Origin of the sequence: Acetonema longum DSM 6540 (assembly GCF_000219125.1) — a bacterium.
Taxonomy (GTDB): domain Bacteria; phylum Bacillota; class Negativicutes; order Sporomusales; family Acetonemataceae; genus Acetonema; species Acetonema longum.
Map to the genome: position 1 here is coordinate 91023 of NZ_AFGF01000017.1, position 23813 is coordinate 114835.

20 protein-coding genes are annotated in these 23813 nt (G+C 52.2%); 12 read left to right on the plus strand and 8 right to left on the minus strand.

Annotated elements, in window-relative coordinates; genetic code table 11:
* The first annotated feature begins 104 nt into the window (after nucleotides 1-104).
* Nucleotides 105-1805 (plus strand): DUF4127 family protein, encoded by a 1701-nt coding sequence (locus ALO_RS02485; RefSeq protein ID WP_139025299.1) that lies wholly within the window; start codon nucleotides 105-107, stop codon nucleotides 1803-1805.
* Here ALO_RS02485 and ALO_RS02490 read toward each other — a convergent pair.
* The 5 genes from ALO_RS02490 to ALO_RS02510 form a co-directional block, all read right to left on the minus strand.
* On the minus strand, nucleotides 1774-2403 hold the full coding sequence (locus ALO_RS02490) for an ABC transporter ATP-binding protein (RefSeq protein ID WP_004092517.1): 630 nt from the start codon (nucleotides 2401-2403) through the stop codon (nucleotides 1774-1776). The two genes, ALO_RS02485 and ALO_RS02490, sit on opposite strands and share 32 nt — an antisense overlap.
* Nucleotides 2393-3331, minus strand: coding sequence for an oligopeptide/dipeptide ABC transporter ATP-binding protein (locus tag ALO_RS02495; protein ID WP_004092518.1), 939 nt, complete (start codon nucleotides 3329-3331; stop codon nucleotides 2393-2395). Before ALO_RS02495 ends, ALO_RS02490 begins: the two co-directional genes overlap by 11 nt.
* A gap of 13 nt (nucleotides 3332-3344) precedes the next feature.
* Nucleotides 3345-4220 (minus strand): ABC transporter permease, encoded by an 876-nt coding sequence (locus ALO_RS02500; RefSeq protein ID WP_004092520.1) that lies wholly within the window; start codon nucleotides 4218-4220, stop codon nucleotides 3345-3347.
* Nucleotides 4213-5202 carry an ABC transporter permease gene (locus ALO_RS02505; RefSeq protein WP_004092522.1) on the minus strand — a complete coding sequence of 330 codons (990 nt, stop codon included), beginning with the start codon at nucleotides 5200-5202 and terminating at the stop codon, nucleotides 4213-4215. Before ALO_RS02505 ends, ALO_RS02500 begins: the two co-directional genes overlap by 8 nt.
* Nucleotides 5203-5301: 99 nt before the next feature.
* Nucleotides 5302-6906 carry an ABC transporter substrate-binding protein gene (locus tag ALO_RS02510; protein ID WP_004092524.1) on the minus strand — a complete coding sequence of 535 codons (1605 nt, stop codon included), beginning with the start codon at nucleotides 6904-6906 and terminating at the stop codon, nucleotides 5302-5304.
* Nucleotides 6907-7333: 427 nt separating this feature from the next.
* Here ALO_RS02510 and mrdA point away from each other — a divergent pair, with 427 nt between their 5' ends.
* Entirely contained in the window at nucleotides 7334-9268 is a 1935-nt protein-coding gene (gene mrdA, locus ALO_RS02515) for a penicillin-binding protein 2 (RefSeq protein WP_004092526.1), read from the plus strand.
* A 101-nt stretch (nucleotides 9269-9369) separates the two neighbouring features.
* Here mrdA and ALO_RS02520 read toward each other — a convergent pair whose 3' ends face one another.
* On the minus strand, nucleotides 9370-9999 hold the full coding sequence (locus ALO_RS02520; RefSeq protein ID WP_004092527.1) for a flagellar brake protein: 630 nt from the start codon (nucleotides 9997-9999) through the stop codon (nucleotides 9370-9372).
* Between the two features lie 328 nt (nucleotides 10000-10327).
* On the opposite strand from ALO_RS02520, the gene citG reads away from it, so the two are divergent.
* The 4 genes from citG to ALO_RS02540 all read left to right on the plus strand — a co-directional run bounded on the left by citG (nucleotide 10328) and on the right by ALO_RS02540 (nucleotide 13978).
* A complete protein-coding gene (citG, locus tag ALO_RS02525; RefSeq protein ID WP_004092537.1) occupies nucleotides 10328-11728 on the plus strand; it encodes a triphosphoribosyl-dephospho-CoA synthase CitG in 1401 nt (466 codons plus the stop codon).
* A 204-nt stretch (nucleotides 11729-11932) separates the two neighbouring features.
* Entirely contained in the window at nucleotides 11933-12445 is a 513-nt protein-coding gene (locus ALO_RS02530; RefSeq protein WP_004092538.1) for a PAS domain S-box protein, read from the plus strand.
* The gene (locus ALO_RS02535) at nucleotides 12396-12863 is read left to right on the plus strand and encodes an HD domain-containing protein (protein WP_040292557.1); all 468 of its coding nucleotides are present in this window, start codon (nucleotides 12396-12398) and stop codon (nucleotides 12861-12863) included. Before ALO_RS02530 ends, ALO_RS02535 begins: the two co-directional genes overlap by 50 nt.
* Before the next feature lie 131 nt (nucleotides 12864-12994).
* Complete coding sequence (locus ALO_RS02540) at nucleotides 12995-13978, plus strand: ketoacyl-ACP synthase III (protein WP_040292589.1); 984 nt, start codon at nucleotides 12995-12997, stop codon at nucleotides 13976-13978.
* A gap of 117 nt (nucleotides 13979-14095) precedes the next feature.
* Here the strand turns inward: ALO_RS02540 and ALO_RS02545 are convergent, their stop codons facing one another.
* Together ALO_RS02545 and ALO_RS02550 are read right to left on the minus strand one after the other, a co-directional pair.
* Nucleotides 14096-16243, minus strand: coding sequence for a catalase (locus ALO_RS02545; RefSeq protein WP_004092541.1), 2148 nt, complete (start codon nucleotides 16241-16243; stop codon nucleotides 14096-14098).
* Between the two features lie 165 nt (nucleotides 16244-16408).
* Complete coding sequence (locus ALO_RS02550) at nucleotides 16409-17050, minus strand: polysaccharide deacetylase family protein (RefSeq protein ID WP_050806954.1); 642 nt, start codon at nucleotides 17048-17050, stop codon at nucleotides 16409-16411.
* A 633-nt stretch (nucleotides 17051-17683) separates the two neighbouring features.
* On the opposite strand from ALO_RS02550, the gene ALO_RS02555 reads away from it, so the two are divergent.
* The 6 genes from ALO_RS02555 to ALO_RS02580 all read left to right on the plus strand — a co-directional run bounded on the left by ALO_RS02555 (nucleotide 17684) and on the right by ALO_RS02580 (nucleotide 23810).
* Entirely contained in the window at nucleotides 17684-19192 is a 1509-nt protein-coding gene (locus ALO_RS02555; protein WP_004092543.1) for a methylenetetrahydrofolate reductase C-terminal domain-containing protein, read from the plus strand.
* 382 nt (nucleotides 19193-19574) lie between these two features.
* Nucleotides 19575-20252, plus strand: coding sequence for a TMEM165/GDT1 family protein (locus ALO_RS02560; RefSeq protein ID WP_004092544.1), 678 nt, complete (start codon nucleotides 19575-19577; stop codon nucleotides 20250-20252).
* Between the two features lie 170 nt (nucleotides 20253-20422).
* On the plus strand, nucleotides 20423-20848 hold the full coding sequence (locus ALO_RS02565; RefSeq protein WP_004092547.1) for a hypothetical protein: 426 nt from the start codon (nucleotides 20423-20425) through the stop codon (nucleotides 20846-20848).
* Between the two features lie 442 nt (nucleotides 20849-21290).
* The gene (locus ALO_RS02570) at nucleotides 21291-21959 is read left to right on the plus strand and encodes a hypothetical protein (RefSeq protein ID WP_004092555.1); all 669 of its coding nucleotides are present in this window, start codon (nucleotides 21291-21293) and stop codon (nucleotides 21957-21959) included.
* Entirely contained in the window at nucleotides 21956-22366 is a 411-nt protein-coding gene (locus ALO_RS02575; RefSeq protein ID WP_004092557.1) for a hypothetical protein, read from the plus strand. Before ALO_RS02570 ends, ALO_RS02575 begins: the two co-directional genes overlap by 4 nt.
* A 226-nt stretch (nucleotides 22367-22592) precedes the next feature.
* Entirely contained in the window at nucleotides 22593-23810 is a 1218-nt protein-coding gene (locus ALO_RS02580) for a Tm-1-like ATP-binding domain-containing protein (protein WP_004092559.1), read from the plus strand.
* Nucleotides 23811-23813 lie beyond the last annotated feature (3 nt).

The window sequence follows — 23813 nt, forward strand, 5'->3', positions numbered from 1 at the left end:
CATTAATGGTAACAAATCCGATCGGCATTGTCAACATTAAATCATAAAAAAATGCACATGTTCTGATTTTGCACGGCTGACCTTGATCAGCAGAAAAGGCAGGCGTGAGTGGATCGGCATTGAGACTGGATTATCATACCATTATCACAAAATATAGGGATCATGATATAATTATTGCTATCATTCAGGTGAAAAGGGGCGATAGGGTGAAGGAAAGACCATGCCTGCCGCTGTTGCGGATTTTGGCTTGTATGGCCTGTATATTATTCAGCCTGTCCCTGACCGTATCGGCCGCCACACTGGTCTATGTGCCGCTGGATGACCGGCCGGTGTGTTTAAGGGACCCGGTGGAGACCTTGCAGGCTGCAGGAATGAAGATTGTGACGCCTCCCAGGTTTCTCCTGTCAGGCCGGGACAGGGCGGGAGATCCTGACGGACTGTGGCAGTGGCTGCAGGAAGCGGCCAAAGGGGCCGATGCGGCGGTTGTATCCGCCGACGCCTTGCTTTATGGCGGGCTGGTGTCATCCCGGACTCACCTTATCCCGGATAGACTGCTGCAGCAAAGAGTGGAGAATTTTCAGCAGCTGCGGCGGCAAAATCCCCGGCTGCGGCTGTACGGATTTTCCACTGTGATGCGTTCGCCTCAGGGATCGGCCGGGGGAACCGATCCGGCATACATAGAAACCCGTGGCTGGCAGATTTACCGCTACGGGGCATTGCTCGACAGACAGGAGCAGCTCGGGCTTAGCGGTAAAGAAGAGCAAGAGATGGAGGAACTGATTCAGCTTTTACCGGCAGAGATATTGACGGACTGGAACGGGAGAAGGGCCAAAAATCACCGGCTGAACCTCATGCTGCTGCAACGGACCCGGGAGGGACTGTTTGATTATTTTATCCTGGGGCGGGACGACAACGGGCCCTACTCTCAGACCCAGCGGGAACTGCGTCATCTGCGACGGGAGGCGGCCGATCTTTCCTCACGGGTGTTTGCCACCTTTTCCGGCGCGGATCAACTGGGCATGGTCCTTTTAACTCGGGCCGTCAACAGACTGACCTTTCAGGTTCCTTTGATAGCGGTGCAATATGCGGAAGGCAGCGGGGAGCAGACGATTCCTTCCTATCAGGGGGAACCAGTCGGAGTCAGCGCTCTGGATCATATTGTTGCCGCCGGCGGGCTGCCGGTGCGGGACCCAGCCCGGGCCAATCTGGTCTTGCTTATCAATACGCCTCCCAACGGCAGAACGCCGGAAGCCGGCGCCGGCGGAAATATTGTCCGGCCAACGGTCGCCTTGCGGCAGTTTGTGGCTATGGTGGAACAGCAAATCAACTTGGGCAAGAGGGTAGCGATTGCCGACGTGGCTTTCGCCAACGGTTCCGACAATTCCCTGATGCAGCTTTTAGCCCAGAGGGACCTGCTGAACAGAATTCATGCCTATTCCGGCTGGAATACAGCCAGCAATAGCCTGGGTTTTGCTCTTAGCCAGGGGATACTCAGCGCCAGGATGTCCGGCCAGGACAAGGATAAGCTCTTGACAGTGCGCCTGTTGGATGACTGGGCCTATCAGGCCAACGTTCGCTCACTGATGCTGCGGGAAGTTCTGGCGCCCTTTCCCCAGTCAGCAGTTTCTCTGGGAATTTTAAAGCCGGCGGTGGAAGCCAGGACCACCGCTGAATTGAAAAAATTCGCGGCGGACCGGTTTGGCAGTTTCCCCCTCCGGCTGTTTCAGGCCAGTCACCCCTGGAACCGTATGTTCGAGGTGCGTATTGATGTATTCAACGCTTACCCGCTTCATCCCTGGGACTGAGGCAGGCAAAATCCACGATGCGGCTGCAAATCTGTCTGGCCAGGGCCAGGTTATGGGTGATAACCAAGAGCCCCATGCTCCGCTGCTGGATAATGTCCAGCAGGTAGCTCCATATCTGCGCTTGCGTGATTACATCCAGCATGGTGCTGATTTCGTCGGCTATCAGAAACCGGGTTTTTGCCCCCAGCACCCGGGCCAGGCAAAACCGCTGCAGCTCGCCGCCAGAAAGCTCGTTGGGCCAGCGGTCCAGCCAGTCCGGCTCAATTCCCAGGGATTGGAGCAGGGCGTTATCCGGTGTATAGCCTTCATACAGCGAGTCGCGCAATTTCCAGCGAGGGTTCAGGGCTTTTTCCGGGTGTTGGTAAATCAGCTGTACCGGGCAGTAGTCTTGGGAAGGGAGGGGCTGTCCGTCCAGAAGGACCTGGCCTGTGTGGGGCGTAAGATAGCCCGCCAGGAGCCGGGCCAGAGTGCTTTTGCCGCAGCCGCTGGGCCCCACCAGGCCGACCCGTTCATTTTCGTTGATCCATAGGTTGATATCCTTTAAAATCCAGGACCCTTGGCTATAGTGAAAACCGATTTGTCTGGCTTCAAGTCGCATGGACGCACCTCACACTGCCGCCCCTTAGTTCCCGCAAGGGGATTTTTTTATTGCATTCCGGGGTTTTTAAGCCGCAGCGGGCTGTGAACAGACAGCCTGTTGGCAAATTGCCGGCATAGGGCTGAAAGCCGGCCAGAGGCCGGAAGCCGTTTTGAGGCAGCGCCCGGTACAGGGCTTTAGAATAAGGATGCCGCAAGGCTGCCTCGCCGGCGGTAAAATCTTTTGCCGCCGCCACTTCTACCGTAGTGCCGCCGTAGAATATCGCCACCCGGTCGGCTATGGCACAGGCCAGTTCAATGTCATGGGTGATGAGGATCACGCTTTTGCCGCTGTCCGCCAGTTCCCGGAAGGTGTTCATCATGTCCTGGGCAATGTCGGCTCCCAGTCCGGGGGTGGGTTCATCAGCAATGATCAGCCTGGCCCCGGATAGGACTGCCGTGGAGACCAGCACCCGCCGGGCCATGCCGCCGGAGAGCTGAAACGGAAACATGGCTTCGATCTCAGACTGTAAATCATAGCGTTGAAAGGCTTCCCTCTGGGCGGTGACGGCGGCGGTTTTGTTGCCGCCCCGCACCTGATCACCCACCCGCAGCAGCGGGTCAAGATAGGTCACCGCTTGAGGCGTCAGGGCGATTTCCTTGCCCCGCAGCTGTTCCTGCCGGGAGGGGGTTAATTCCTGTCCCTGATACAGCATCCTGCCGCTCACTGTGGCGTTGGCAGGCAGCAATCCCAGCACGGCATGAGCCAACAAGCTTTTGCCGGAACCGCTGGATCCGGCAATGGCCAGAATTTCTCCCTGATTTACGGTTACGCTTAATTCGGAAATTACCTGCAGGTTGTGCTGCCGCAGGGTCTTATCGTACATGCGAAAGGTGACGGAAAGATCATGCACATCTAAGAGGGGAGTTTGACCGGGCGCCGGATTCATGGCTTATCCTCCTTTATTCATGAGCACTGTGAGGGTCCAGAATGGTTCGCAGGTGATCGCCAATGAGATCAAACATCAAGACGGTTCCAAGCAGCGCCAGACCGGGAAAAAAGGCCAGCCACCACATCCCCGTGACCAGATGCTTCATGGCTTCGGCCAGGATGACGCCGACAGCCGGCATATCCAGAGGCAGGCCGTACCCGAGAAAGGTAATGGCGGCTTCGTGGAGGATGGCATGGGGAAACAGCAGGATCAGCCCGACAATGTATTGGGGCAGCACGTGGGGGATCATATGCTTTCTGGCAATCCACCAGCTTCCTTTGCCTAGTTTGCGGGAGGCGGCCACATATTGGGCGCTGTTGACCTGGAGGACCTCCGCCCGGATTACCCGGGTCAAGTTGGGCCAGTGAGTCAGGGCCACGCCGATGATCACGCCGCTGGTGCCCCTGCCCAGCATAAAGGAAATCAGCATCAGCATGATGATATGGGGCATGCCCATGCATAAATCCACCAGCCAGTTGATGGCTTTATCCACTTTGCCGCCCGCAACCGCCGACAGGATGCCCAGAGTCAGAGCAATCCCCGAACTGCAGGCAGCGGCCAGCAGGCCGATTAAAATGCTGGTGGACAGACCCTTGACCGTGCGGAAGAACATGTCCCGGCCCAGATAGTCTGTGCCGAAAGGATGAGATAAGGATGGAATGAGTTTTTGGGCCGAGTAGTCGGGGGCATAGGCCTGGGGGGGCATAAGGACCCCGGCGGCAGCCACAATAACGATAAACAGCGTTGCCAGACACAGGAAAACAAGGGTCTGGGTTCGCCGGTTCAGGCGGAAAAGTTTTTTAGCATGGCCGGCATGGCAAAAACGAGAGGCAAAACTATTATCCATGGGACCGCTCCTCTCTGATCTGGGGATCGACCAAACAGTAGATAATGTTGGCCAGAAGATTGCCGGTAAAGACAAAGACCGCGCTGCAGAGAGCGATCCCTAAGAGCAGCGGGGCGTCTCCTCTTAGTCCCGCCAGGGTGGCGGCATTGCCCAGACCGGGATAGGAAAACACCTGCTCAGCCAGCACCGAGCCGCCGAACAGTTCGCTGAAGGAAGCAAACTGCAAGGTAATGGCCGGCAGCATAATATTGCGGATACCGTGACGCCGGACCGCCGGCCATTTCTTTTCGCCCCGGGCATAGGCAAACAGCATATAGTCGCTGGCCATTACATCGATCAGTTTTTGCCGGGTGTGGAGCGCAATAGCGGCTACGCCGGTGATACTCAGAGTCAGGGACGGCAGGATCAAATGATGAATCCGTTCGCCCAGAGTGACCTCGCCGGACAGTTTGCCGATAGGCGCAGCCAGGGCGATGGGGAACCACTCCAACCGAACGGCGAACAGGGTTAACAGCAGCAGTCCCAGCCAAAAGGCCGGCGTGGAAGACAAAATCAGACAAAAGGTTTTGATGCCCCGGTCCAGGACGCTTCCTCGGTAAACTCCGGCCACGACGCCTAGAATAAAGCCCAGCAAGCCTGACAGTACCCAGGCTGTTCCCATCAGGGCGAGAGAGGTCTGAAACCGTTCGGCGATCACTTGGGATACCGGCAGCCGGTAAGTGATGGAGGTTCCCATATCGCCGGCCAGCATATTCCGGGCCCAAATAAAATACCGCTCCCCCGGCGGCTTATCGAGTCCCCAGTATGCCGCCACGTTTTGGCGCTGTTCCTGGGAGACCCCTGACTCAGATCCTACATAGGCGTCTACCGGATCAATGGGGGATGATATAACCAGCCCAAACGCCAGAATGCTGACCGCTACCAGCAGGCTGCTGAGGCGCAGCAGGGTCCAGCCGATATGCAACAGTGCATTTTTACTCATAATTTCCTCCCGGCCAAGTCATCAGCAAAACCATTGGCGCTTCGGATTCATCCGCTCCAATGGTTTTGCCTGATCAGTGGAATTCTGGTTGACTTCCGGTTATTGCTGCATTTGCCATTCATTCATATTAGCAATGACCGGCTGTCCGTGCCCGTGGGGATGAAGCAGCTGTTTGCCCAGATCTAAGCCATCCCGGACAAAATAGGTGTGATCAATATTGACGATCCAGAGAAACGGATAATCAGCGTTGATGCCGGTTTTTCCGTCCCACTGGGCAAGTTGCCAGTACCGAATAGCCTCTTCCATGCTGGTGGCGGCCAGGGCCTGGTCGATATAAGCGTCCACCTGGGGATTGGAATATGATGAAGGATTGTTTGATCCTACACCAGCCATTTGGGAATAGTATCCATTATATAAATCAAGAGGATTGTAGTCGCCACTGCCCCAGCAGGTCGGGGTATGCAGCGCCTGGGATTTGCAGTCGGTCCAGGGAGCTGCCTGAGCCTTTAGGTGGATTCCCAGCTTTTTGGCATCTTCGCTGAGGGCGACAGCCAGATTGTAGCGCTGCAGGTCATCAGTACGGCCGGTGATGGTAAATTCGGCTTTCAGGCCGTTCTTTTCCCGGATGCTGTCCCCATCAGTATCTTTCCAGCCTGCCGCCTCCAGGATCTGACGCGCTTCTTCCACTTGATTGTCTTTAAATGGCGTTGAAGGGTTGAACCAGGGCAGTGCATCCACCCGGCCATAGGCCGGGGTTCCCACGCCGCTCAGGGCGTTTTGAATGATTTTCTTCCGGTCAATACCGATATTGAGGGCTTTACGAATGGCGAAATCGCTGGTGACGTTGTTGCCGGCCACCTTGCCGTCAGCTCTGGAGCTTTCCGGGGTCACCGGCAGATTAAAGCCCCGGTTGTCCACGGTAGGCAGGGCCACCAGATGCATGCCCTCCACGGTTTCTTTCGAATATTCCGGGTTCACCATTACCACATCCAGACGGCCGGATTTCGCGCTGGCCAGGGCTGCTTCTTCTTCCAGATTGAGAATGGTGACCTTCTTAAAGGAAGGCTTTGTACCGTAGTAGTATTCGTTAGGCACAACGATCAGCTGCTGCTCCTTGTCAAGCTGGGCCAGCTTCCAAGGGCCGCTTCCCACCGGCTTGTCGCCGAATTCTCTGCCATAGGCATGCTCCGGTACAATGCCCAGCAGGGCAGTGGTGGAGGCGAAAGGAGACCAGGGCTTATGGAGGATAAAGACCACGGTCTTGTTATCCACCGCTTGGGCAGAGGCCAACACGGTCAAATCAACGCTGGAGCCGCTGCTTTTCGCTGTCAGATATGTAAACACCACATCTTTTGCCGTCAGGGGGGTTCCGTCGGAAAATTTGACGTCCTCCCGCAGATGATAGGTATAGGTCAGGCCGTCTTTACTTACGGTATAACCGGTAGCCAGGTCCGGGTGCACTTCGATGTCGGCATTGAATCTTAACAGTGAGCTGAAAAACAGTCCGTAGCCGTAAATGCCATACCCGGTGCAGGGATCATAGCCGCCGCTGGCGGCTCCCTTGCCTACGGAAATAATCAGTTCATCCCGGGGGCGGCTGTCAGCCTGGCTTTTCCCGGAAGGTCCCGTGCATCCGGGCAAAATCAGGCAAACGGTCAAAATTCCGGCCAAAATAAAAGCAATCCATTTTGCATTTCGGATCATATCAATTCCTCCTGTCGTTTAGAAAAAATAAAAGAAGGCTAAGTGCTTAGCCTTCTTGGCGTTCCGTACAGCTTCAAGCCGTAGGAAAAAAACAATCTGCGGCGCAGTTTGGCTGCTTTCACGTACTTCATGTACTCTCAGTTTATTATAATCGAATTTTCTCATAACGTCAATCGCGTCCTGTGAAATTATGGATGCCTTTTTGGATGAATCTACCTAAAGGTATTCCGAGTTTTTGCGGCGAAGGAAGATCAACATAACAACAGAAACAGAATGATCGTAACGGTCTTTCGGGCTATTTTTTTGGTCTTTTTTACTTGTATAACGATGCACTACTACAAATACTACTGGGAGACTCATACCAATTTATTGCGGCCTTGAATTTAGGCTCTTTCACGGTCTCCTCAACGAAAGGATTGCTGGAGCAATGGTCGGCAAGCATTCGAATTACCGGCTGGATATCCTGCTTTATATTGGCGGGCTGATCGTTACTGTTCTTATACTGCGGCTGGCTTATTTACAGTTGTTTCATGGGTATAATTTCCAACAGCTTGCTGATGATAACCGAATCAAAATCATGCCGGTCACAGCACCCAGGGGGCTGTTCTATGACCGGAACGGCTTGTTATTGGTCTCTAACCGGCCTGGTTTTACAGTATCGTTGGTGCCTCTGTCCGGTCCGGTGCCGGATGATGTGTTAGTGAAGCTGGCGGATATTTTGGGCATGAAGCTGGAAGACCTTAAGTCTAAAATCCCCCAGCAGGGTAATCAGCGGGAACCCATACGGATCAAAAGTGATGTAGGCTATGAGATTATTACCAAAATCGAAGAACGGCGCGATGATTTGCCCGGGGTGGTCATCGAGGTTCAATCGGTGCGAAATTACGTCTATGATGAGCTGGCTGCCCATTTGTTCGGTTACGTGGGCGAAATCAGTGACTCTGAGCTGGAAGGCCAAAAAGATAAAGGGTACAAACTGGGCGATCTGATCGGCAAGTTCGGCCTGGAAAAAGTCTATGATCAAGAAATTCGAGGGGTTGACGGCGGGGCCCGGGTGGAAGTGGACGCCGGGGGACATCCGGTCAAGATGCTGGGCAAAAAGGAGCCGGTGCCGGGCAACAGCCTGGTGCTGACCATTGATGCCAGGATCCAGAGGGCGGCGGAGAAGGCCATGGATGACCGATTGAATTTTCTCCAGAAACGATTCGGCAATCCCAATGCCAAGGCGGCCGCCGTCGTGGTGATGAACCCCCAGACCGGCGCCATTTTGGCCATGGTCAGCCGCCCGACATTTAATCCCAACCTATTTAACGGCGGCATTTCGGTGAAAGACTGGAAAACCATTAATGACAATCCCTTTAACCCTATGCAGAACCGGGCGATTAACGCCGAGTATCCTCCGGGATCGGCCTTTAAAATTATTATAGGGGCGGCAGCTCTGGAGACGGGGAAAGTGACGCTGGAGGAAAAGATTATGGATAAAGGCCGTCACTGGTTGGTAGCCAAAGGCAATTCCCACGGCTCCGCCTTAGGACTGATCGATTTCCATGAGGCTATGGTGAAATCCAATAACGTTTATTTTTATGAAATGGGTAACCGTTTGGGTATCGATACCATGGAGAAATGGTCCAGGGACTTTGGCATGGGTTCCCCTACCGGGATTAATCTGCCGAATGAAAGCGAAGGCCTGGTGGCCAACCGCAAATATAAGAAAAAGGTATATGGTGAGGAATGGTATCTGTCCGAGACATTCGACGCGGCCATCGGTCAGGGCTTTCAACTGGCAACGCCGCTGCAGATGGCCGCATTGATCAGCCAGGTCGCCAACGGAGGCCATCGTTACCGTCCTTACCTGGTCAGCCGGATTGTGTCTTCCAACGGTGAGACGGTTAAAACCTTTGAACCGGAGGAAACCGGCCGGGTGGCGTTATCGGAAAAGACTCTCAGTGCCATTCGGAGCGCCCTGAGGGAAGTTACGGAGCCTCATGGCACTGCCGGTTATGTTTTTGGCGGACTGCCGATTACGATTGCCGGCAAAACCAGTACCGCCGAGAATTCTCATGGGGATGATCATGGCTGGTTTGTGGCCTACGGGCCCTATGAAAATCCCAGGATCGCGGTGGCGGTGATTGTGGAACAGGGGGGCTACGGCTCCGATTCGGCAGCGCCCATCGTGAGAAAAATCATGGAGGCGGCCTTTAATATTCCTCCTCACCGGGATGCCGCCGACGAATTTGCGGAGGAAGAGGCGGCCAAGGCTGCCAAAAATGGCGTGAAAGCCGACAACGGGAAAGACGACTTGCTGAATCATTTGCTGGACGCCAATAAAAGAAGGATTTATTCTCCTATGACGGCGCTGTAAGATCTGTCTTTTCGAATCATGAAGGAATTATGTTAAAATATCGAATCCCCCAAAATAGAAAATAAAGAAAGAGACCTGGGTACCCAGGTCTCTTTTGCAAACTAAGTTTTGCGGCGGCGTTCCGCCTGTATTTTAAAGATGTACTTCATAATTTTGTTGCGGTTTGTTTCGCTCAGTCCCACGAATTCGAGGCCTATTTTCACCCGGTTTGTTTCGTCTCCGCTGCTACGCAGGACTCTGGCCAAAATTCGCATCTGCCCAGCATCAGGCAGATCAAAGGTCAGATAATATGTTTCGTTCAGCGCCAGAGCCTGGTGGCCCAGAAGCCCCGTTCCGCCGCCGCTGATATTCTGGATAATGTATCCGGGGAAATCCTGCTTGCTTTCAGGTTCTTCCACCGCTACAGGAAGACATGTCTCCACTCTTACAAATTGTCGCATTTGATGCTTGATAAAACTCTCCGGCGCGGCAATGTGGGTCAGACGCCGGGTTTCATCATTGGCCAGCACCCAACTGCTGAATACATAAGGAACATCATCCATGACGACCCGGCAATAAATCCGGCTTTCAGGCTGAAGAAGAATCGGTTCCCGGCCCCTGACCGGCAGGGTCAGAATGATGAATTCAGGCATTGCAGCTGCTATCTGGCTAAGGTATTTGTCTCCCGTCATGTCAGGATCAAGATAAATTTCCAGCCCTTGATTGATTTTGAGCTGCTGATCCAGTTCCATAGCGTTCCTCCCATTGTTGGTATCATGAAATTACCGGTCTGCATGGGGCAGTTGGGTTATATAGCTACTTTCCTGAGCTTATCGTGATTTTATCACAAAATGAATGGAAAATAAAGCCGGAGGGTGTAACTGCAGGAAATTTTTGTTCCTGCCGAGAAAGAAATTATCCAGGCAAATGGACACTGGCCGCCTATCGGAGACTCTGGCGAAAAATTCCGGGGTGATTGCCCTGGACGATAAAGGGATCGACACACCGGTCGGAAGTCCGGTTCACGTCATTAGGGAGCCGCAGATGAGTTTGGCAACAGGATTTTAGGAGTGTGAGCCTATGCAAAGAAAGCCCAGCCGTCAAGTCAGCCTGGACGATGTCTTGGCCGCTAAAGAACAAAGAGCTGCAGTTCAGGCCGAATTGCGGCAAATCTATCGTACCCCGGTCGTGAGCATTACCGTCAATATGCCGGGAAATGTCAAGTATAGTCAAGAAACGGCAGACTTAGTCTACCGGGCGCTGGAGCAAATCCGCCGCCCGCTTCGCTCCGCCGGTCTTATTCTGCTGGAGGAACGGCTTTGTCATATGCCGGCCGGGCCTACGGCCATTCTGGCCGCCCGGGGTGAGGCGGCAGTCCTCAAAGAGATCAGCGTCGAGCTTGAAGATACCCTTCCCTATGGACGGCTGCTGGATATAGATGTGTTTGATGCCCAGGGAGCCCAGCTAAGCCGGGATACGCTCGGAATAAAGCCCCGGACCTGTTTTATCTGCTCGGAGCGGGCCAGTGACTGCATGCGGGCCCGGCGCCACACAGCCGAAGAGATCCTGGCTGCCGTCCGCCGCCTGCTGCAGCTCTTTCAGGCGGAAAAGACCAACCCCTGGCCTGCTCCGGTGACAATGATCGGACAAACAGCCCTGGAAGCCATGATGGTGGAAGTGGCCTGCACGCCTGCTCCCGGACTGGTTGACCGGTACAATTCCGGGGCCCACCAGGACATGGATTTTTTCACATTTATCGCCAGCAGCAGTGCCATCAGTCAGGCCTTGTATCAATGCGCCCTGGCCGGCTGGCAGCATGAGGGAGACCCGGCGGAACTGCTGCCTGTGCTGCGGACCATCGGCATAGCCGCCGAAGGGAAGATGCTTGCAGCCACGAAAGGGGTTAATACTCAAAAGGGACTGCTCTTTTTGCTGGGAGTGATCACCGGAGCTGCCGCCATGGTCCTGCGCCGGGATAAGAGTTTCCTGGTTGAGCCGATTCTGGCCTCCGCTGCTGCCATGTGCCGCGATATTGTGGAGCAGGAACTGACGGCTTTAAAAAGTATAAACCCGATCAAAAAACTGACTGCCGGCGAGCGCCTGTACCTGCGTCACGGCATTACCGGCATTCGCGGTGAAATTGCCGCCGGGCTTCCGATAGTTACCTGCCAAGGTCTCCCTGCACTGCAGCAGGGGCTGGAAGCCGGCCTTTCCCTCAATGACGCACTGGTGCATACCCTGATGGCCCTGATGACCCAAACCCAGGACACGACAATTTTAAATCGTCACGACAACTCCACTTTGACCTACGTTCAACAGGAGGCCAGGGCGGTGATGGCCGCTGGCGGCATGCTGACCGGCCAGGGCAGAGCCAGGATCGAGGAGTTGGATGCCATCTTTATCGGCAGGAATATCAGTCCCGGGGGTTCTGCCGATTTGCTGGCGGTGACCTATTTTATCCACAGAGTGACAAACGTATAAAAAGCTGTCCTGAATAGGACGGTTTATTCCGGAGAGGCTTTTTCCATCCCAGCGAAACGCCAAGCCTCAGGTCTGGGGGCTGCCGTGATCATGGCAGCCCCCGTGCTTTCTTTATTCATCTTTTCGGGCGGATTTCACAAAAAAGGGGTTTTGCAGTTGACAAAGAAGTTATTTGTCTGTAAAGCAAAGGGAGTGTGAGCTAGAATGCTGGACCTTGATGCCATAATGGAGACCATTATTGACAGTGCCGTCGAGGGTATAGCGATCGTCGATACACAGGGGATCATAGTGTTTTTGAATAAGGCTTACGAGAACATTCTGGGCGTTAAAAAGGAAGATGCCATCGGCAGGCATGTCACGGAAGTCATTGACTTTACCCGGTTGCACATCGTTATCAAAACAGGTATTCCGGAAATCGGAGAGATTCAGCAGATCAGGGGAAAAAACACAATTGTTCAAAGGTTGCCGATTATAAAGAATGGCCAGATTATAGCCGGTGTAGGCAAGGTAATCTTTAAGAACGAAGAAGAGGTTCAGGATATTATCCACAAATTAGAAACGAAGGTTAAGTACCTTGAAAGCGAATTGAATAATCTTTTCGCAGCGAAATATAGCGCAGTGAAATTAGCAATAAGCCGGGGCGGTCATCAGTCATGGAGGGGAAGCTATGAGCAGGATTTTTTCCACACAGGCGAATTTGTTAAAAAAAATAGCTGAGTTTAAGGATTCCGCAGACCGAGACCATTCTCTGGATTGGGAAAGGATCCATTCGATCAGTTGTGCCAAGATCGGGCAAATATTGGCGCTGAAGCGGGGCGTGGATGCCGAACTGGCGGCCATTGCCTGCTCTGTACACGACTATGGCCGTATCATCACCGGCAAACAGCGCGGCCATGCAGCCGCAGCTTATGCACCGCTAAAACACTTCCTGGCGGAAACGGGCCGCTTTACCGCGGATGAAATCGAGCGGCTGGCACAGGCGGCCAAAAATCACAGCAGCAAGACCGAGATCGGAACGCCGCTTGAGGAGATAGTCAAAGACGCGGATGTGCTGGATTGTTATCAGTACGGGCTGCCGCTGGAAAGAGAGGAGCAGAGGCAGCGGCTGAAAATGATTCTGGCGGAAATCAGTTAAACTGAGCGGCAGCGGGGCGTTTGGGGGAGAACCCTTGCAAAAGATTCTGATTTATGCTACAATCATACCATCAGATATTAGTATCAGGTAATAACGTCTGATGATGTTGGCATGAATTGGGGGTAATGAATATCAATTCACGTTCCAAAATAACAGGGGTGGGCGCATACGTACCGCAGCGAAAATTAACGAACCATGATTTGGAAAGCATGGTGGATACAACTGATGAATGGATTACTCGCCGCACCGGGGTCAAGGAGCGGCGGCTGGCTGGCAAAGAAGAGTTTGCAAGCGATTTGGCGATAAAGGCTGTTGAAAATTTAATAGCAAAATATGACATCCGTGTAGATGACGTGGATATGGTCATTGTAACAACCTTTACGGCCGACCATTTAACGCCGTCTGTTTCAGCAATCGTTCAAGGCCATTTCGACATGAAACAGGCCGGAACAATGGATCTCAACGCCGCCTGCACTGGCTTTGTCTATGGACTATGCGTGGCTGATTCCTTAATAACGGCCGGCCACAGCAATAAGGTATTGGTGGTTGCTTCGGAAGTACTATCCAAGATTGTGGATTATTCAGACCGGAATACCTGTATCCTTTTTGGAGACGCCGCCGCCGCCATGCTGCTTGAACGGGCCGGTGAAACCAGTGGAACGGGAAGTTTTCTTGCCTCATATTTTACTTCGGACGGAACGCTGGCGCCCAATATCACTTGCAGCAACCTATCGGAAACGGTCAATGGGCAAGAGGTGGGTAAGACCCGTTTATTTCAGCAGGAAGGTAAATTCTTATATGAATATGTGGTTAAGAATATTCCCGAGGGTGTTTATAACCTGTTGGGCAGAAGCAATCTGACTCTGGGCGATATTCAATGGTTTGTGCCTCATAGCGCCAATTTGCGCATGATCAAAGCTCTTTGTGAACGGCTTAATTTCCCGTTGCAGTCTACTTTGATCAGTAATGAGCTTTACGGCAATACCTCGTCGGCATCGATTCCTCTGGCCATTTGGCTGGCTTTGGAAGAATCGAGTATTAAAACGGGAGATAAAATGATACTATACGGCTTTGGCGCCGGATTGACCCATGGCGGCGTCGTCATTGAATGGTAAAAAATATCTGGGAAACAACGCGGGCACAATCCCGCCGGTAGAATCGAGCAACAAGAAATCCTGTCAAACTCAGGCTTTGAGTAGTTGGGATTTCTTGTTGCCTGAAAAAGGCTCAAATCACATGAACTGTCCGTTGGAACGCTTTGCCTGGCTGGTCCGCTCCCAGTGACGGTGCATGGCGATAAGCTTCATAAATTCCTGGCTAAAGCCGGCCCAGTCCGATGTTTTGCGGATGGTGGCCACTCCCAGGGCAGTGCTCAATTGGTTGGCAGCGTTCGGCGGCGCCAACTGTACAGTTCTCGCATCCGAGGCCCGGAGCAAGTCCACTCCTTCATCGGCAGCGGCGATAGTTTTGGCGTGCTTAAAAGCTTCGTTGATAAAATCCCGGGTATCTGATGTCTGTGATAAGCTTTCAATGCTTCCGGACCCGCCGGGCACATAGACGGCGTCATATAAGAGAGCGCCGGCAGTGGCAAAATCTTTGACGGCTTCGAATATCTGGCCTTCGGCGCTGGTGATCATGCCCATATGGCTGCTTATAATCTCCGTTTGGATTCCCGCAGTTTTAAGGACGCTGACGACCTGACTGACGGCAGGATAAGAAACGCCGTTTTCTGCCAGCACAGCCACCTTGCGGCTCACAGGAGACTGTCTGGTGTTTGCCTGGCTTAGCGCTGCCGAGTTTGCGGCAACTGCCGTTCTTCCCGGTTCCGCCGGCGGGATTGCGCCGATTTTTAGCGCAAGCTGGCTGGCTAGTTCCGGGGCCACCTGATTAAACATGTCTACCACCCGTTGTTTGATGGCTTTATCTTTGACACTGCCCACCTCAAAATGGAAGGCGTCAATGATGTGCTCCTTTTCCGGGGCTGACATGCTGTTCCAAAACAAGGCGGCCTGACTGAAAAAATCCTGGAAGCTGTCGCTGCGGGCGCGAATCACGCGGGCATCGATCTTTTCGGCGTAATGGACATAGCCGCCTTCGGCCTCGGGAACCGGCGCCGGATAGCCCTGCCGCAGGCTGTTGGGGAAGTAGCTTACCTGGCCTTTGTCCACCGTCATGCGGTGCAGGCCGTCCCGCTGGTTGTTATGAATAGGGATAACAGGACGGTTAATGGGGATTTCATGAAAATTCGGTCCGCCCAGACGGGTGAGCTGGGTGTCCTGATAGGAAAACAGCCGTCCCTGCAGCAGCGGGTCATTGCTAAAGTCGATTCCCGGCACAATATTGGCGGGACAAAAGGCTACCTGCTCGGTTTCGGCGAAAAAGTTGTCAGTGTTGCGGGTTAAGGTCATTTTGCCGATGATTTTTACCGGAACCAATTCTTCGGGCCAGAGTTTAGTAGGATCGAGAATATCAAAATCAAAGGCGGTTTCCTGAGACTCGTCTATCATCTGCACGCCAAACTCATACTCCGGATAGTTCCCCTGCTCGATGGCATCCCACAAGTCCCGCCGGTGAAAATCGGGATCTTTTCCCGACAGCTTCTGGGCCTCATCCCGCATCAGCGAATGCACCCCCAGGAGAGGCTTCCAGTGAAACTTCACAAACCGGGCGTTGCCTTGAGCATTGACAAAGCGAAAGGTATTGACGCCAAAGCCTTCCATCATGCGGAAACTGCGGGGGATGGCCCGGTCGGACATGATCCACATCACCATATGGGCGGTTTCCGGGGTGTTAACCACAAAGTCCCAGAAGGTATCATGGGCCGTTGTGGCCTGTGGCACTTCATTGTGCGGCTCGGGCTTGACGGCGTGGATCACATCCGGGAATTTGATGGCGTCTTGAATGAAAAATACCGGAATATTGTTCCCGACCAGGTCGTAGTTGCCATCCTCAGTATAAAACTTAGTGGCAAAGCCCCTTACGTCCCGCACGGTATCCGCCGAGCCTTTGGAACCGGCCACAGTGGAAAAGCGCACAAACACCGGCGTTTTCACCCGGGGATCCTGCAAAAATTTGGCCTTGGTATATTCTGCCATGGATTCGTATACCTGAAAAAAGCCATGGGCGCCGAAGCCGCGGGCATGCACCACCCGCTCCGGAATGCGTTCATGGTCAAAATGGGTGATCTTTTCACGGAAATGAAAATCCTCCATGAGAGTGGGGCCCCGTACTCCGGCCTTGAGGGAATCATCCGTATGGGAAAGCCTTACCCCCAGATTGGTTGTCAGCGGCTGTTCGCGATGATCGGCGGTATGGCGCTCCATTTGCCTCGTTTTCATATCGTCCCCGGAAACAGTCGTATTTCCTTGATTTTGCTGCATCATAGCACCTCCTGCAACTATGGGTATTGCTGCTACCTGTTAAATGATACCTTAGTATTCCGTTGATAATGCTATTTAATACCGCACAATCAGGGTGACAGACTCATAGGGTAAAAAATCCTGCCCGATTCAAAATTTTGAGATTGGACAGGATTTCACGTTTGGTTAAGCTGACAGCCCCAGCAGTTCCGGAACCGTCACCAATCGCAGCCCTTGTGCCTGTAACTGGTCGACCATCTGCGGCAGCGCCTGCACTGTTCCGGTCAGATTTGGGCCTTCCCCGCTGTGCAGCAGGATTATGCCGCCGGCACGGGTATTGGACAATACATTGTTTAAAATGGCACCAGCGCTTAGGCCTCTCCAGTCCTGAGGGTCCACCGACCAAAGGATCAGGTTAAAACCATTTTGGGTAACCGTTTTCAGCACCTGTTGATTGTAGGCGCCGCCTACCGGGCGCAGCAAACCGGGGATTACTCCGGTGGCAGCAGATATAGCGCTGTTGGCTTTGGAAAGCTGGCTGAACATTTGGGGCAAGGATAGCTGAGTAAGACTGACGTGGCTATAGCCGTGGCTGGCGATGGTATGCCCTTCACGTACAATACGGGCCGCTATTCGGGGATTCTTTTCAACTTCTTGCCCCAGGACGAAAAATGTTGCTTTCACTCCTTTGGCGGCCAGTATATCTAGTATTTGGGGCGTCCACTTCGTATCGGGACCATCATCGAACGTTAGTGCTGCCAGCGGTTTGGAGGGATCGCCCATGCGATAAACAACCGCCTGCCGGTTAAAATCGCTTGTACTTGGCACATACATCTCTCCCTGTTTCGAGCCTTTCTTATATTTGTATGCTTTAACGGCGCTAAAAGGAAGAGTCCGGGGAAGAGCGGGTGGTGCTCCGCGGAAATTCATGATAGATAACAGTCTTCTTGAAGTGGAAATCAGGAATATGATACAATATCATTAAATCATCAGGGAATTGCCGCGGGCGAAGTATGCCTGGTGCGTGCCGGAATGTCCGAAATGCCGCTGCGCAGCCGCGTAAGTTCATTACCGGGGCATTTCGGGCGATACCACTGAACATATGAAACGCCGGTTTGCAGCGGACGTAATTAACTGTAAACCGGCGCATGTATTTATTATGTGCGGAACAAATGACCTGCTTTTACAGAGTGGTATTGGTGCTAAGCCACAATATTGCGGCTATGGCAAGAATGAGCCATGCTGCTCGGATTCATCCGGTCGTACTGCGTCCGCCGCTGATTATGGACAAGGTCAGGACAAACAGTTATTTGTTGAGATTAGATAGATCGTTAGTAAGCAATTACAAATATTACCACGCTGGCAGGAATAAACAACACCGAAAACGAAATTTTCAGGTAATATATACAAGGTGCATTGTAACATCCTGGCAAGAGTCAAGACAAGAAGGGGGAGATCGGTATGACAACCAAACTGTCACTGAAGGAAGCGCTGGCCGATCCGGCGCGGCCATCCATCACCTGGGAACTGGTTCCGGGTCGGGGCGTCAGGGAAAAGGCCCAGGAACACCTGGTAAAAATGGCGTCGCTGGCGGCTCAGGACCCCAGGATCAACGCTGTTACCATTACGGACAATCCGGGCGGTAAAGCGGCTATTTCCGTTTATGCCATGGCAGCGGAAGTCAAGCGGCTGGGCATTGATCCGTTGGTTCACTTTACGACCAAAGACAGAAACAGAAATGCCCTGGAGAGCGAGCTGTACTCCCTGGCCAGGGCCGATGTGGAGAATCTTTTGGTGATGACCGGGGATTATCCGGTGGATGGGTACGCCGGCAATGCCAAGCCGGTGTTTGACTTCGATGCGGTGCATGCCTTGCGCATGATTACCAAAATGAATGCAGGGAGCTACACGAAGCTGCCGGCCACGACTTTTTTTGCTGGCGCGGTGGTTTCACCGTTTAAGTCAACCGAGGCTGAGGCCATGGCTCAATACTATAAGCTGCATAAAAAGGCAGCCAACGGGGCCAGGTTCATTATCACCCAGCTGGGCTATGACGCCCGAAAGTTTGATGAACTGAGAAAATACGTGGACCTGCATCAGTTGTCAGTGCCCCTGATCGGCAATATCTTCGTACTGTCGTTGCCCGTGGCCAAGTTGATGAATAAAAACCTGATACCCGGCTGTGTAGTTACGGATTCCCTGGTAGCTCGGCTGGAATCCGAAGTCGGTCAGGAGAATAAAAAAGAGCTGCAGCTTTTACGGGCGGCTAAACTATATGCCGTGCTGAAAGGGCTGAAATATGACGGAATCAATATCGGCGGCCACGGTTTGGGCTACAGTGATGTACAGTACATTATCGATAAAGGCGAGGAATTGAGCGGGAACTGGCAGGACATTGCCAAGGCTGAATTTGATCATCCTCAGGAGAATGGCTTTTATTTCTTTGAAAAAGATGCGGCCACCGGGCTCAATACCAGTCAGCCTGTCGATCGCAGCAAAACCGGAGCATCCGGCTCCTTCAAGCAGAAATTTATGGATGTTGTCCATGCGGTGGCGTTTGATCGCCAAGCGCCGTTTTATCCGGTAAACAGAGCTATTGCCAGATATATCGATCAATCCTGGCTGAAAAAGCCCTTTACCCTTGCCGAATATACGACCAAAACAATGACGAATCAATGCCGTTTCTGCGGCGACTGTGCCATGCACGAGCTTGGCTTTATCTGCCCTATGTCCCAATGTCCCAAGCAACAGCGCAACGGCGCCTGCGGCGGCAGCCGCGACGGCTGGTGTGAGGTATATCCGGGCCGGCAAAAGTGCATCTATGTGACGATGTATGAGGGCTTTAAAAAGGGTGGCAAGGAAGAACGCATGAAGGATAAATATATGCCTCCCTGCAACTGGCAGCTGCATCGCACTTCTTCCTGGCTGAACTACTTTAATGAACGGGATTATAACAGTACTAAAGATTGAACGCAGGTTTTTTATTATCTTTATTGAGAAAATTTTCACATTTTTGTTTATTCGAAATGCCCGGCAAAAAGCAGTGATCAGATTAATATGCCCCCCTTAAAGGTGACATTATCGCAAGTTAAACAAAAGAAGAATCCACAGTTGACAACAGCGCATGTTTTAGTTATACTGAAAATAATTCCTAAAGGGGAGTAGCTTATTGATAGGGTCAACATGCTGGTAGAAATACCTGGCCTTATCGTTGGGATACCAACTAGCGAGACCTTTAGCCACGGTTTAAATGCGTGGCTAATCGTCTCGTTTTTTTATTTTTACTGGAGAAGTGAGCGATTGCAGGCCCGCATAATGCCGAACATCTATATTTTAGAAGGGGGATTATTCAATGGTAGCGTTTATCACTTCTTTAGTATTTGTAGTTCTCGCTGAAATGGGGGATAAAACCCAGCTCTTGGCAATGGCCTTTGCGACCCGTTTTCGCTGGCAAACGGTAATGTGGGGTGTTTTTGCCGCAACGGTCGTCAACCACTTGTTTGCAGTAATCGTTGGCAATTACATTACGCAGTTTATTCCGATGAATTACGTTCAGATTGCTGCGGCAGTCTCTTTTATTTTGTTCGGACTGTGGACAATCCGCGGAGACAAGCTTGAAGGGGAGGATAAGGCGGATCGATGTAATCCGTTTTGGACTGTTGCCATTGCATTTTTTATTGCCGAAATGGGAGATAAAACACAACTGGCAACAGTAGCGCTGGCTGCCCAATTTAATACAATCATTCCGGTTTGGATGGGTACCACGCTTGGCATGATGATTGCTGACGGCATCGGTATCATTATCGGAATTGTGCTTGGAAAGCGCATCCCCGAGAGGGTTGTAAAATGGGTTGCGGCCTTGATCTTTATTGCCTTTGGCTTGCTGGGCCTTTATGAGTATCTCCCGCGAGAGTATATTACCGTACCGGCCATGACCGGGGTACTGGCTGCAACAAGTGTGGCTGTTTACCTTGTTTCACGCATTGGCGCTCAAAAGGAAACAGAAATGAGGGAAGGGGACGAAATTTAGGAGGGTTGCTGGCGCCGCAATCAATAAAAGGCATTTGTGATGACCGTCCCGGCAGACATGCCGGGACCTTATTTTTCTTACAAATCCCCCGGAGCGTTAAGATAGGCCTTATCATATTTTTGTCATACTTCCATATTATAATGATGGAGATAAGCCAAGGGGGTGCTTAAATGAACAGCGCAGTTAAGAAGACGGTTATTTATTCGCTGGTGGGTATTTTGCAGTTTGGTACAGGGGCCTCTGTTTTAGAAGCGGCCGCTTTATATCAGAATAACACTCCGCCGCTTTATGCAATGAGTAAGGGCCATCATCAACCGAATGAAAAGGACCGGCGAGAAGCTGAGCGCCGGCGGGAAATGGAAAAACGCCGTGAACAGGAGCGCCGAGAGCGGGATCAACGGGAACGGCGACGCCAGCATGACGAACGACGGCGTCAGGAGAATGAACGTCATGAACGAGAAATGAGACGCCGCCAACATGAAAGCGAACGCGAATGGCGCGCAAGACAAGAGAGGGAGAAAAAAAGGCATGACCGCGCTCTGCGCGACATTGCAGCTCTTTTGATCGGAATCGCCATTGGTTCATCGGGTAAGTAACCGGATGTGGGGCTGTCATACTGTTTTGGATTCCGCAGAAAAATTGTCATAAAAAGCCCGAGAGGGATATCTTGACGGATGAGTGCAGTGCGTCAGGATGTCTTTCTCGGGTTTTTATGTTGGAGAGGGTTGCCTATTGAATTTTGCTGGAATTGGGAGTATTCTTAAGTTATAAAATTCCAGATAAAAACATACATGATTCCACTGTGTGGTCTTTTTATAGAAAGGAGGCGTATTTTCAGAATTTTGTATTTAAGTCATGGCTACATTTTGTCGAAATAATTAATAGAGGAAATTTATCCCATTTATCGAAGCAATATGTAATCTGACTTGGAATAGGGGAATAGGGGACGCGACAATGGATAAACAGCGTCAGAACGTGCGCCCAAGACAAGACCGTACATACGACCGGCGCTCCGCTCCGGCTAAGGGGGCCTCCTTTATGATATCATTAGGAGCCAGGCCGGTGTTATGCGGCATTGCCTGGTGGATCATGGGCAAAACCTGTGAGGTAGGACAATCTTTTTGGGTCGGACTTACCTTTTTCTCACTGCTGTTATTTATTGAATACCTGAAGTCCGATGATGTTTGGTACAAAAGGTGGATTAATATCGCTGGCTTTACCGTGTTTCTGGGGTTGACGATTATTGGTCTGGCGGGTTTAGTGCAGACGATTGAAGTCGATGTGAGCAAAGCAGTGGCTGATGACATGAAAAAAGCTCTTGCCGTAAATACGAATTGGAATTACGGGGATAATAATCTGCATAAAGTTGCGGCGATCATCGACAACAGCATTGACAATGAAATCCGCCTATTGCGGCATAATATGCAGGGAACGCAGGATGCGAACCTGCATAAGGCGTCTGTGGATACTATCTATAATTTATGGACAGGCCTTAAATCCATTCAGGGACTTCATAACGATAAGCAACATTTGGTGATTCGAGTTGCCGACGATTTTCTCGCTTTCCGTGAGTATGAAATACCGTTAAAAATTTTTTGGTATTTTATCGGCGGAATAACCGTATTTATTACTGTCGCAAATTTTGCGGCGCACATGAGCTGCGATGAACGCAGAAAGTTTTTAAAGAATAAGGGGATGTCCGTATGAATGAATTGCTGTTTTTGGGGATTATAGCCTATGCCGGTCTGGCTTGCGGTACCGCCGTAAAATTTTATGCAGTATATCATATCAAAGGAGTGGATCTGGCATTTGCCTTGATTGCACCCTTGATCGTTCTGGTTTTGTTTCCGGTATTGTTTGCAGTCACCAAGGCGGGAGAATCGGTGACTGCAAAATTTTCCCGGGGAATTAAGGCTTTATTTCGCTGTATTGCAGAATATCCGGATTTTGTCGGGACGACAGCCATGGCCGTATGCAGGATAACTGCAACAACAGCGCAACCTGCCACCGCTGAGGCAGCCGATACCTGCTGTCATCCCGGCAGGCGAATAAGTAACCCGAATATGTGGGCCATCTGGCGGGAGATTGAAGGCAGGCTGGCCGCCCAGTATTAGCCGCCGCCTCGCCGGATGGCAAACGATTCGGTCTTGCCGTTCTTACTTTACATAGCACATTCAGGCTTCCGGCTTTTTACCCGGAGGCTTTATTGGTTTACGCCGGGTCATGCCTTATTTTCCGAAAGCCGCTAAAATACCTCATAGACGAGGCGAAGAATGCTCATCATAAGTAGCAGGGAAAAATAAATGCATTAGAATTTTCGGAATAAAAGGGGTGAAGCCTGTGGATGGAAAAATTGTTATTCTGGGTACGCTGGATACTAAAGGGCAGGAATTCAAGTATATCAAAGACCTGATTGAAAGCACCGGAACGGCCACGCTGGTCATTAACGCCGGCGTAAAAGGAGAACCCTATTTTACGCCTGAAATATCCAATGCCCAGGTGGCTGAGGCCGGAGGAATGAAGCTGGGTGAGCTGATCGAGAGAAATGACCGGGGCCTGGCCATGAATGTAATGATGCAGGGCGCGGTAACATGGGTCAGCCAACTGTATACAAAAGGTGAAGTGGGCGGAATCATCAGCCTGGGCGGCACCGCAGGCACCACCATCGGTACGGCGGCAATGCAGGCTTTGCCGGTAGGTGTGCCAAAAGTCATGGTGTCAACGGTGGCCTCTGGGGATACCAGGCCCTATGTAGGAGTTAAAGATGTGACCATGATGTATTCGGTGGTGGACATTGCCGGACTGAACGGCCTGTCCCGCCGCATACTGGCCAACGCCGCCTTTGCAGTGGCCGGCATGGTCCGTGGCAAGGCACCCGCGGCGGGTGCGGATAAACCGCTGATTGGAGCCACCATGTTTGGCGTGACTACGCCTTGCGTGACGAAAGCACGGGAGCATATGGAGGCCAAAGGCTATGAGCTTCTGGTGTTTCATGCCACCGGCACCGGCGGACAGGCTATGGAAGGATTGATTGAAGGCGGCTTTATCAAGGGAGTGCTGGATATTACCACTACCGAATGGGCCGATGAACTGGTGGGAGGCGTGATGTCCGGCGGTCCCCGCCGGCTGGAGGCGGCGGCCAGGGCCGGCATTCCCCAGGTGGTGTCGGTAGGGGCGCTGGATATGGTTAACTTTGGCCCTATGGACACCGTGCCGGTACGATTCAAAGGCCGCAAGCTGTATCAGCATAACCCCACGGTGACTCTGATGCGCACCACAGTGGAAGAATGCCGCCGCCTGGGCGAGATCATCGCCTCCAAGCTGAACAAGGTCCAGGGACCCACTGCGCTGTATCTGCCCTTAAAGGGAGTGTCGCTGATCGATAAAGCCGGTCAGGTTTTCTACGGGCCGGAAGAAGATGCCGCCTTATTTGCCGCCCTGCGGCAAAATCTGGACCGGAGCAGGGTGGAGATCATCGAAATGGATACGGATATTAATGACGAGCACTTTGCCGTAGCCATGGCTGAGAAATTGGCTGCCATGATGAAACAGAAGTAAAAG

Excerpts from the sequence above, each read along its gene's own strand:
- ALO_RS02545 (WP_004092541.1), bottom strand. The coding sequence starts at position 16,243 with ATGCAGCAAAATCAAGGAAATACGACTGTTTCCGGGGACGATATGAAA.
- mrdA (WP_004092526.1), top strand. The coding sequence starts at position 7,334 with ATGGTCGGCAAGCATTCGAATTACCGGCTGGATATCCTGCTTTATATT.
- ALO_RS02565 (WP_004092547.1), top strand. The coding sequence starts at position 20,423 with ATGAACAGCGCAGTTAAGAAGACGGTTATTTATTCGCTGGTGGGTATT.
- ALO_RS02555 (WP_004092543.1), top strand. The coding sequence starts at position 17,684 with ATGACAACCAAACTGTCACTGAAGGAAGCGCTGGCCGATCCGGCGCGG.
- ALO_RS02560 (WP_004092544.1), top strand. The coding sequence starts at position 19,575 with ATGGTAGCGTTTATCACTTCTTTAGTATTTGTAGTTCTCGCTGAAATG.
- ALO_RS02495 (WP_004092518.1), bottom strand. The coding sequence starts at position 3,331 with ATGAATCCGGCGCCCGGTCAAACTCCCCTCTTAGATGTGCATGATCTT.
- ALO_RS02530 (WP_004092538.1), top strand. The coding sequence starts at position 11,933 with ATGCTGGACCTTGATGCCATAATGGAGACCATTATTGACAGTGCCGTC.
- ALO_RS02520 (WP_004092527.1), bottom strand. The coding sequence starts at position 9,999 with ATGGAACTGGATCAGCAGCTCAAAATCAATCAAGGGCTGGAAATTTAT.
- ALO_RS02570 (WP_004092555.1), top strand. The coding sequence starts at position 21,291 with ATGATATCATTAGGAGCCAGGCCGGTGTTATGCGGCATTGCCTGGTGG.
- ALO_RS02575 (WP_004092557.1), top strand. The coding sequence starts at position 21,956 with ATGAATGAATTGCTGTTTTTGGGGATTATAGCCTATGCCGGTCTGGCT.
- ALO_RS02490 (WP_004092517.1), bottom strand. The coding sequence starts at position 2,403 with ATGCGACTTGAAGCCAGACAAATCGGTTTTCACTATAGCCAAGGGTCC.
- ALO_RS02510 (WP_004092524.1), bottom strand. The coding sequence starts at position 6,906 with ATGATCCGAAATGCAAAATGGATTGCTTTTATTTTGGCCGGAATTTTG.
- ALO_RS02505 (WP_004092522.1), bottom strand. The coding sequence starts at position 5,202 with ATGAGTAAAAATGCACTGTTGCATATCGGCTGGACCCTGCTGCGCCTC.
- ALO_RS02535 (WP_040292557.1), top strand. The coding sequence starts at position 12,396 with ATGAGCAGGATTTTTTCCACACAGGCGAATTTGTTAAAAAAAATAGCT.
- ALO_RS02500 (WP_004092520.1), bottom strand. The coding sequence starts at position 4,220 with ATGGATAATAGTTTTGCCTCTCGTTTTTGCCATGCCGGCCATGCTAAA.
- citG (WP_004092537.1), top strand. The coding sequence starts at position 10,328 with ATGCAAAGAAAGCCCAGCCGTCAAGTCAGCCTGGACGATGTCTTGGCC.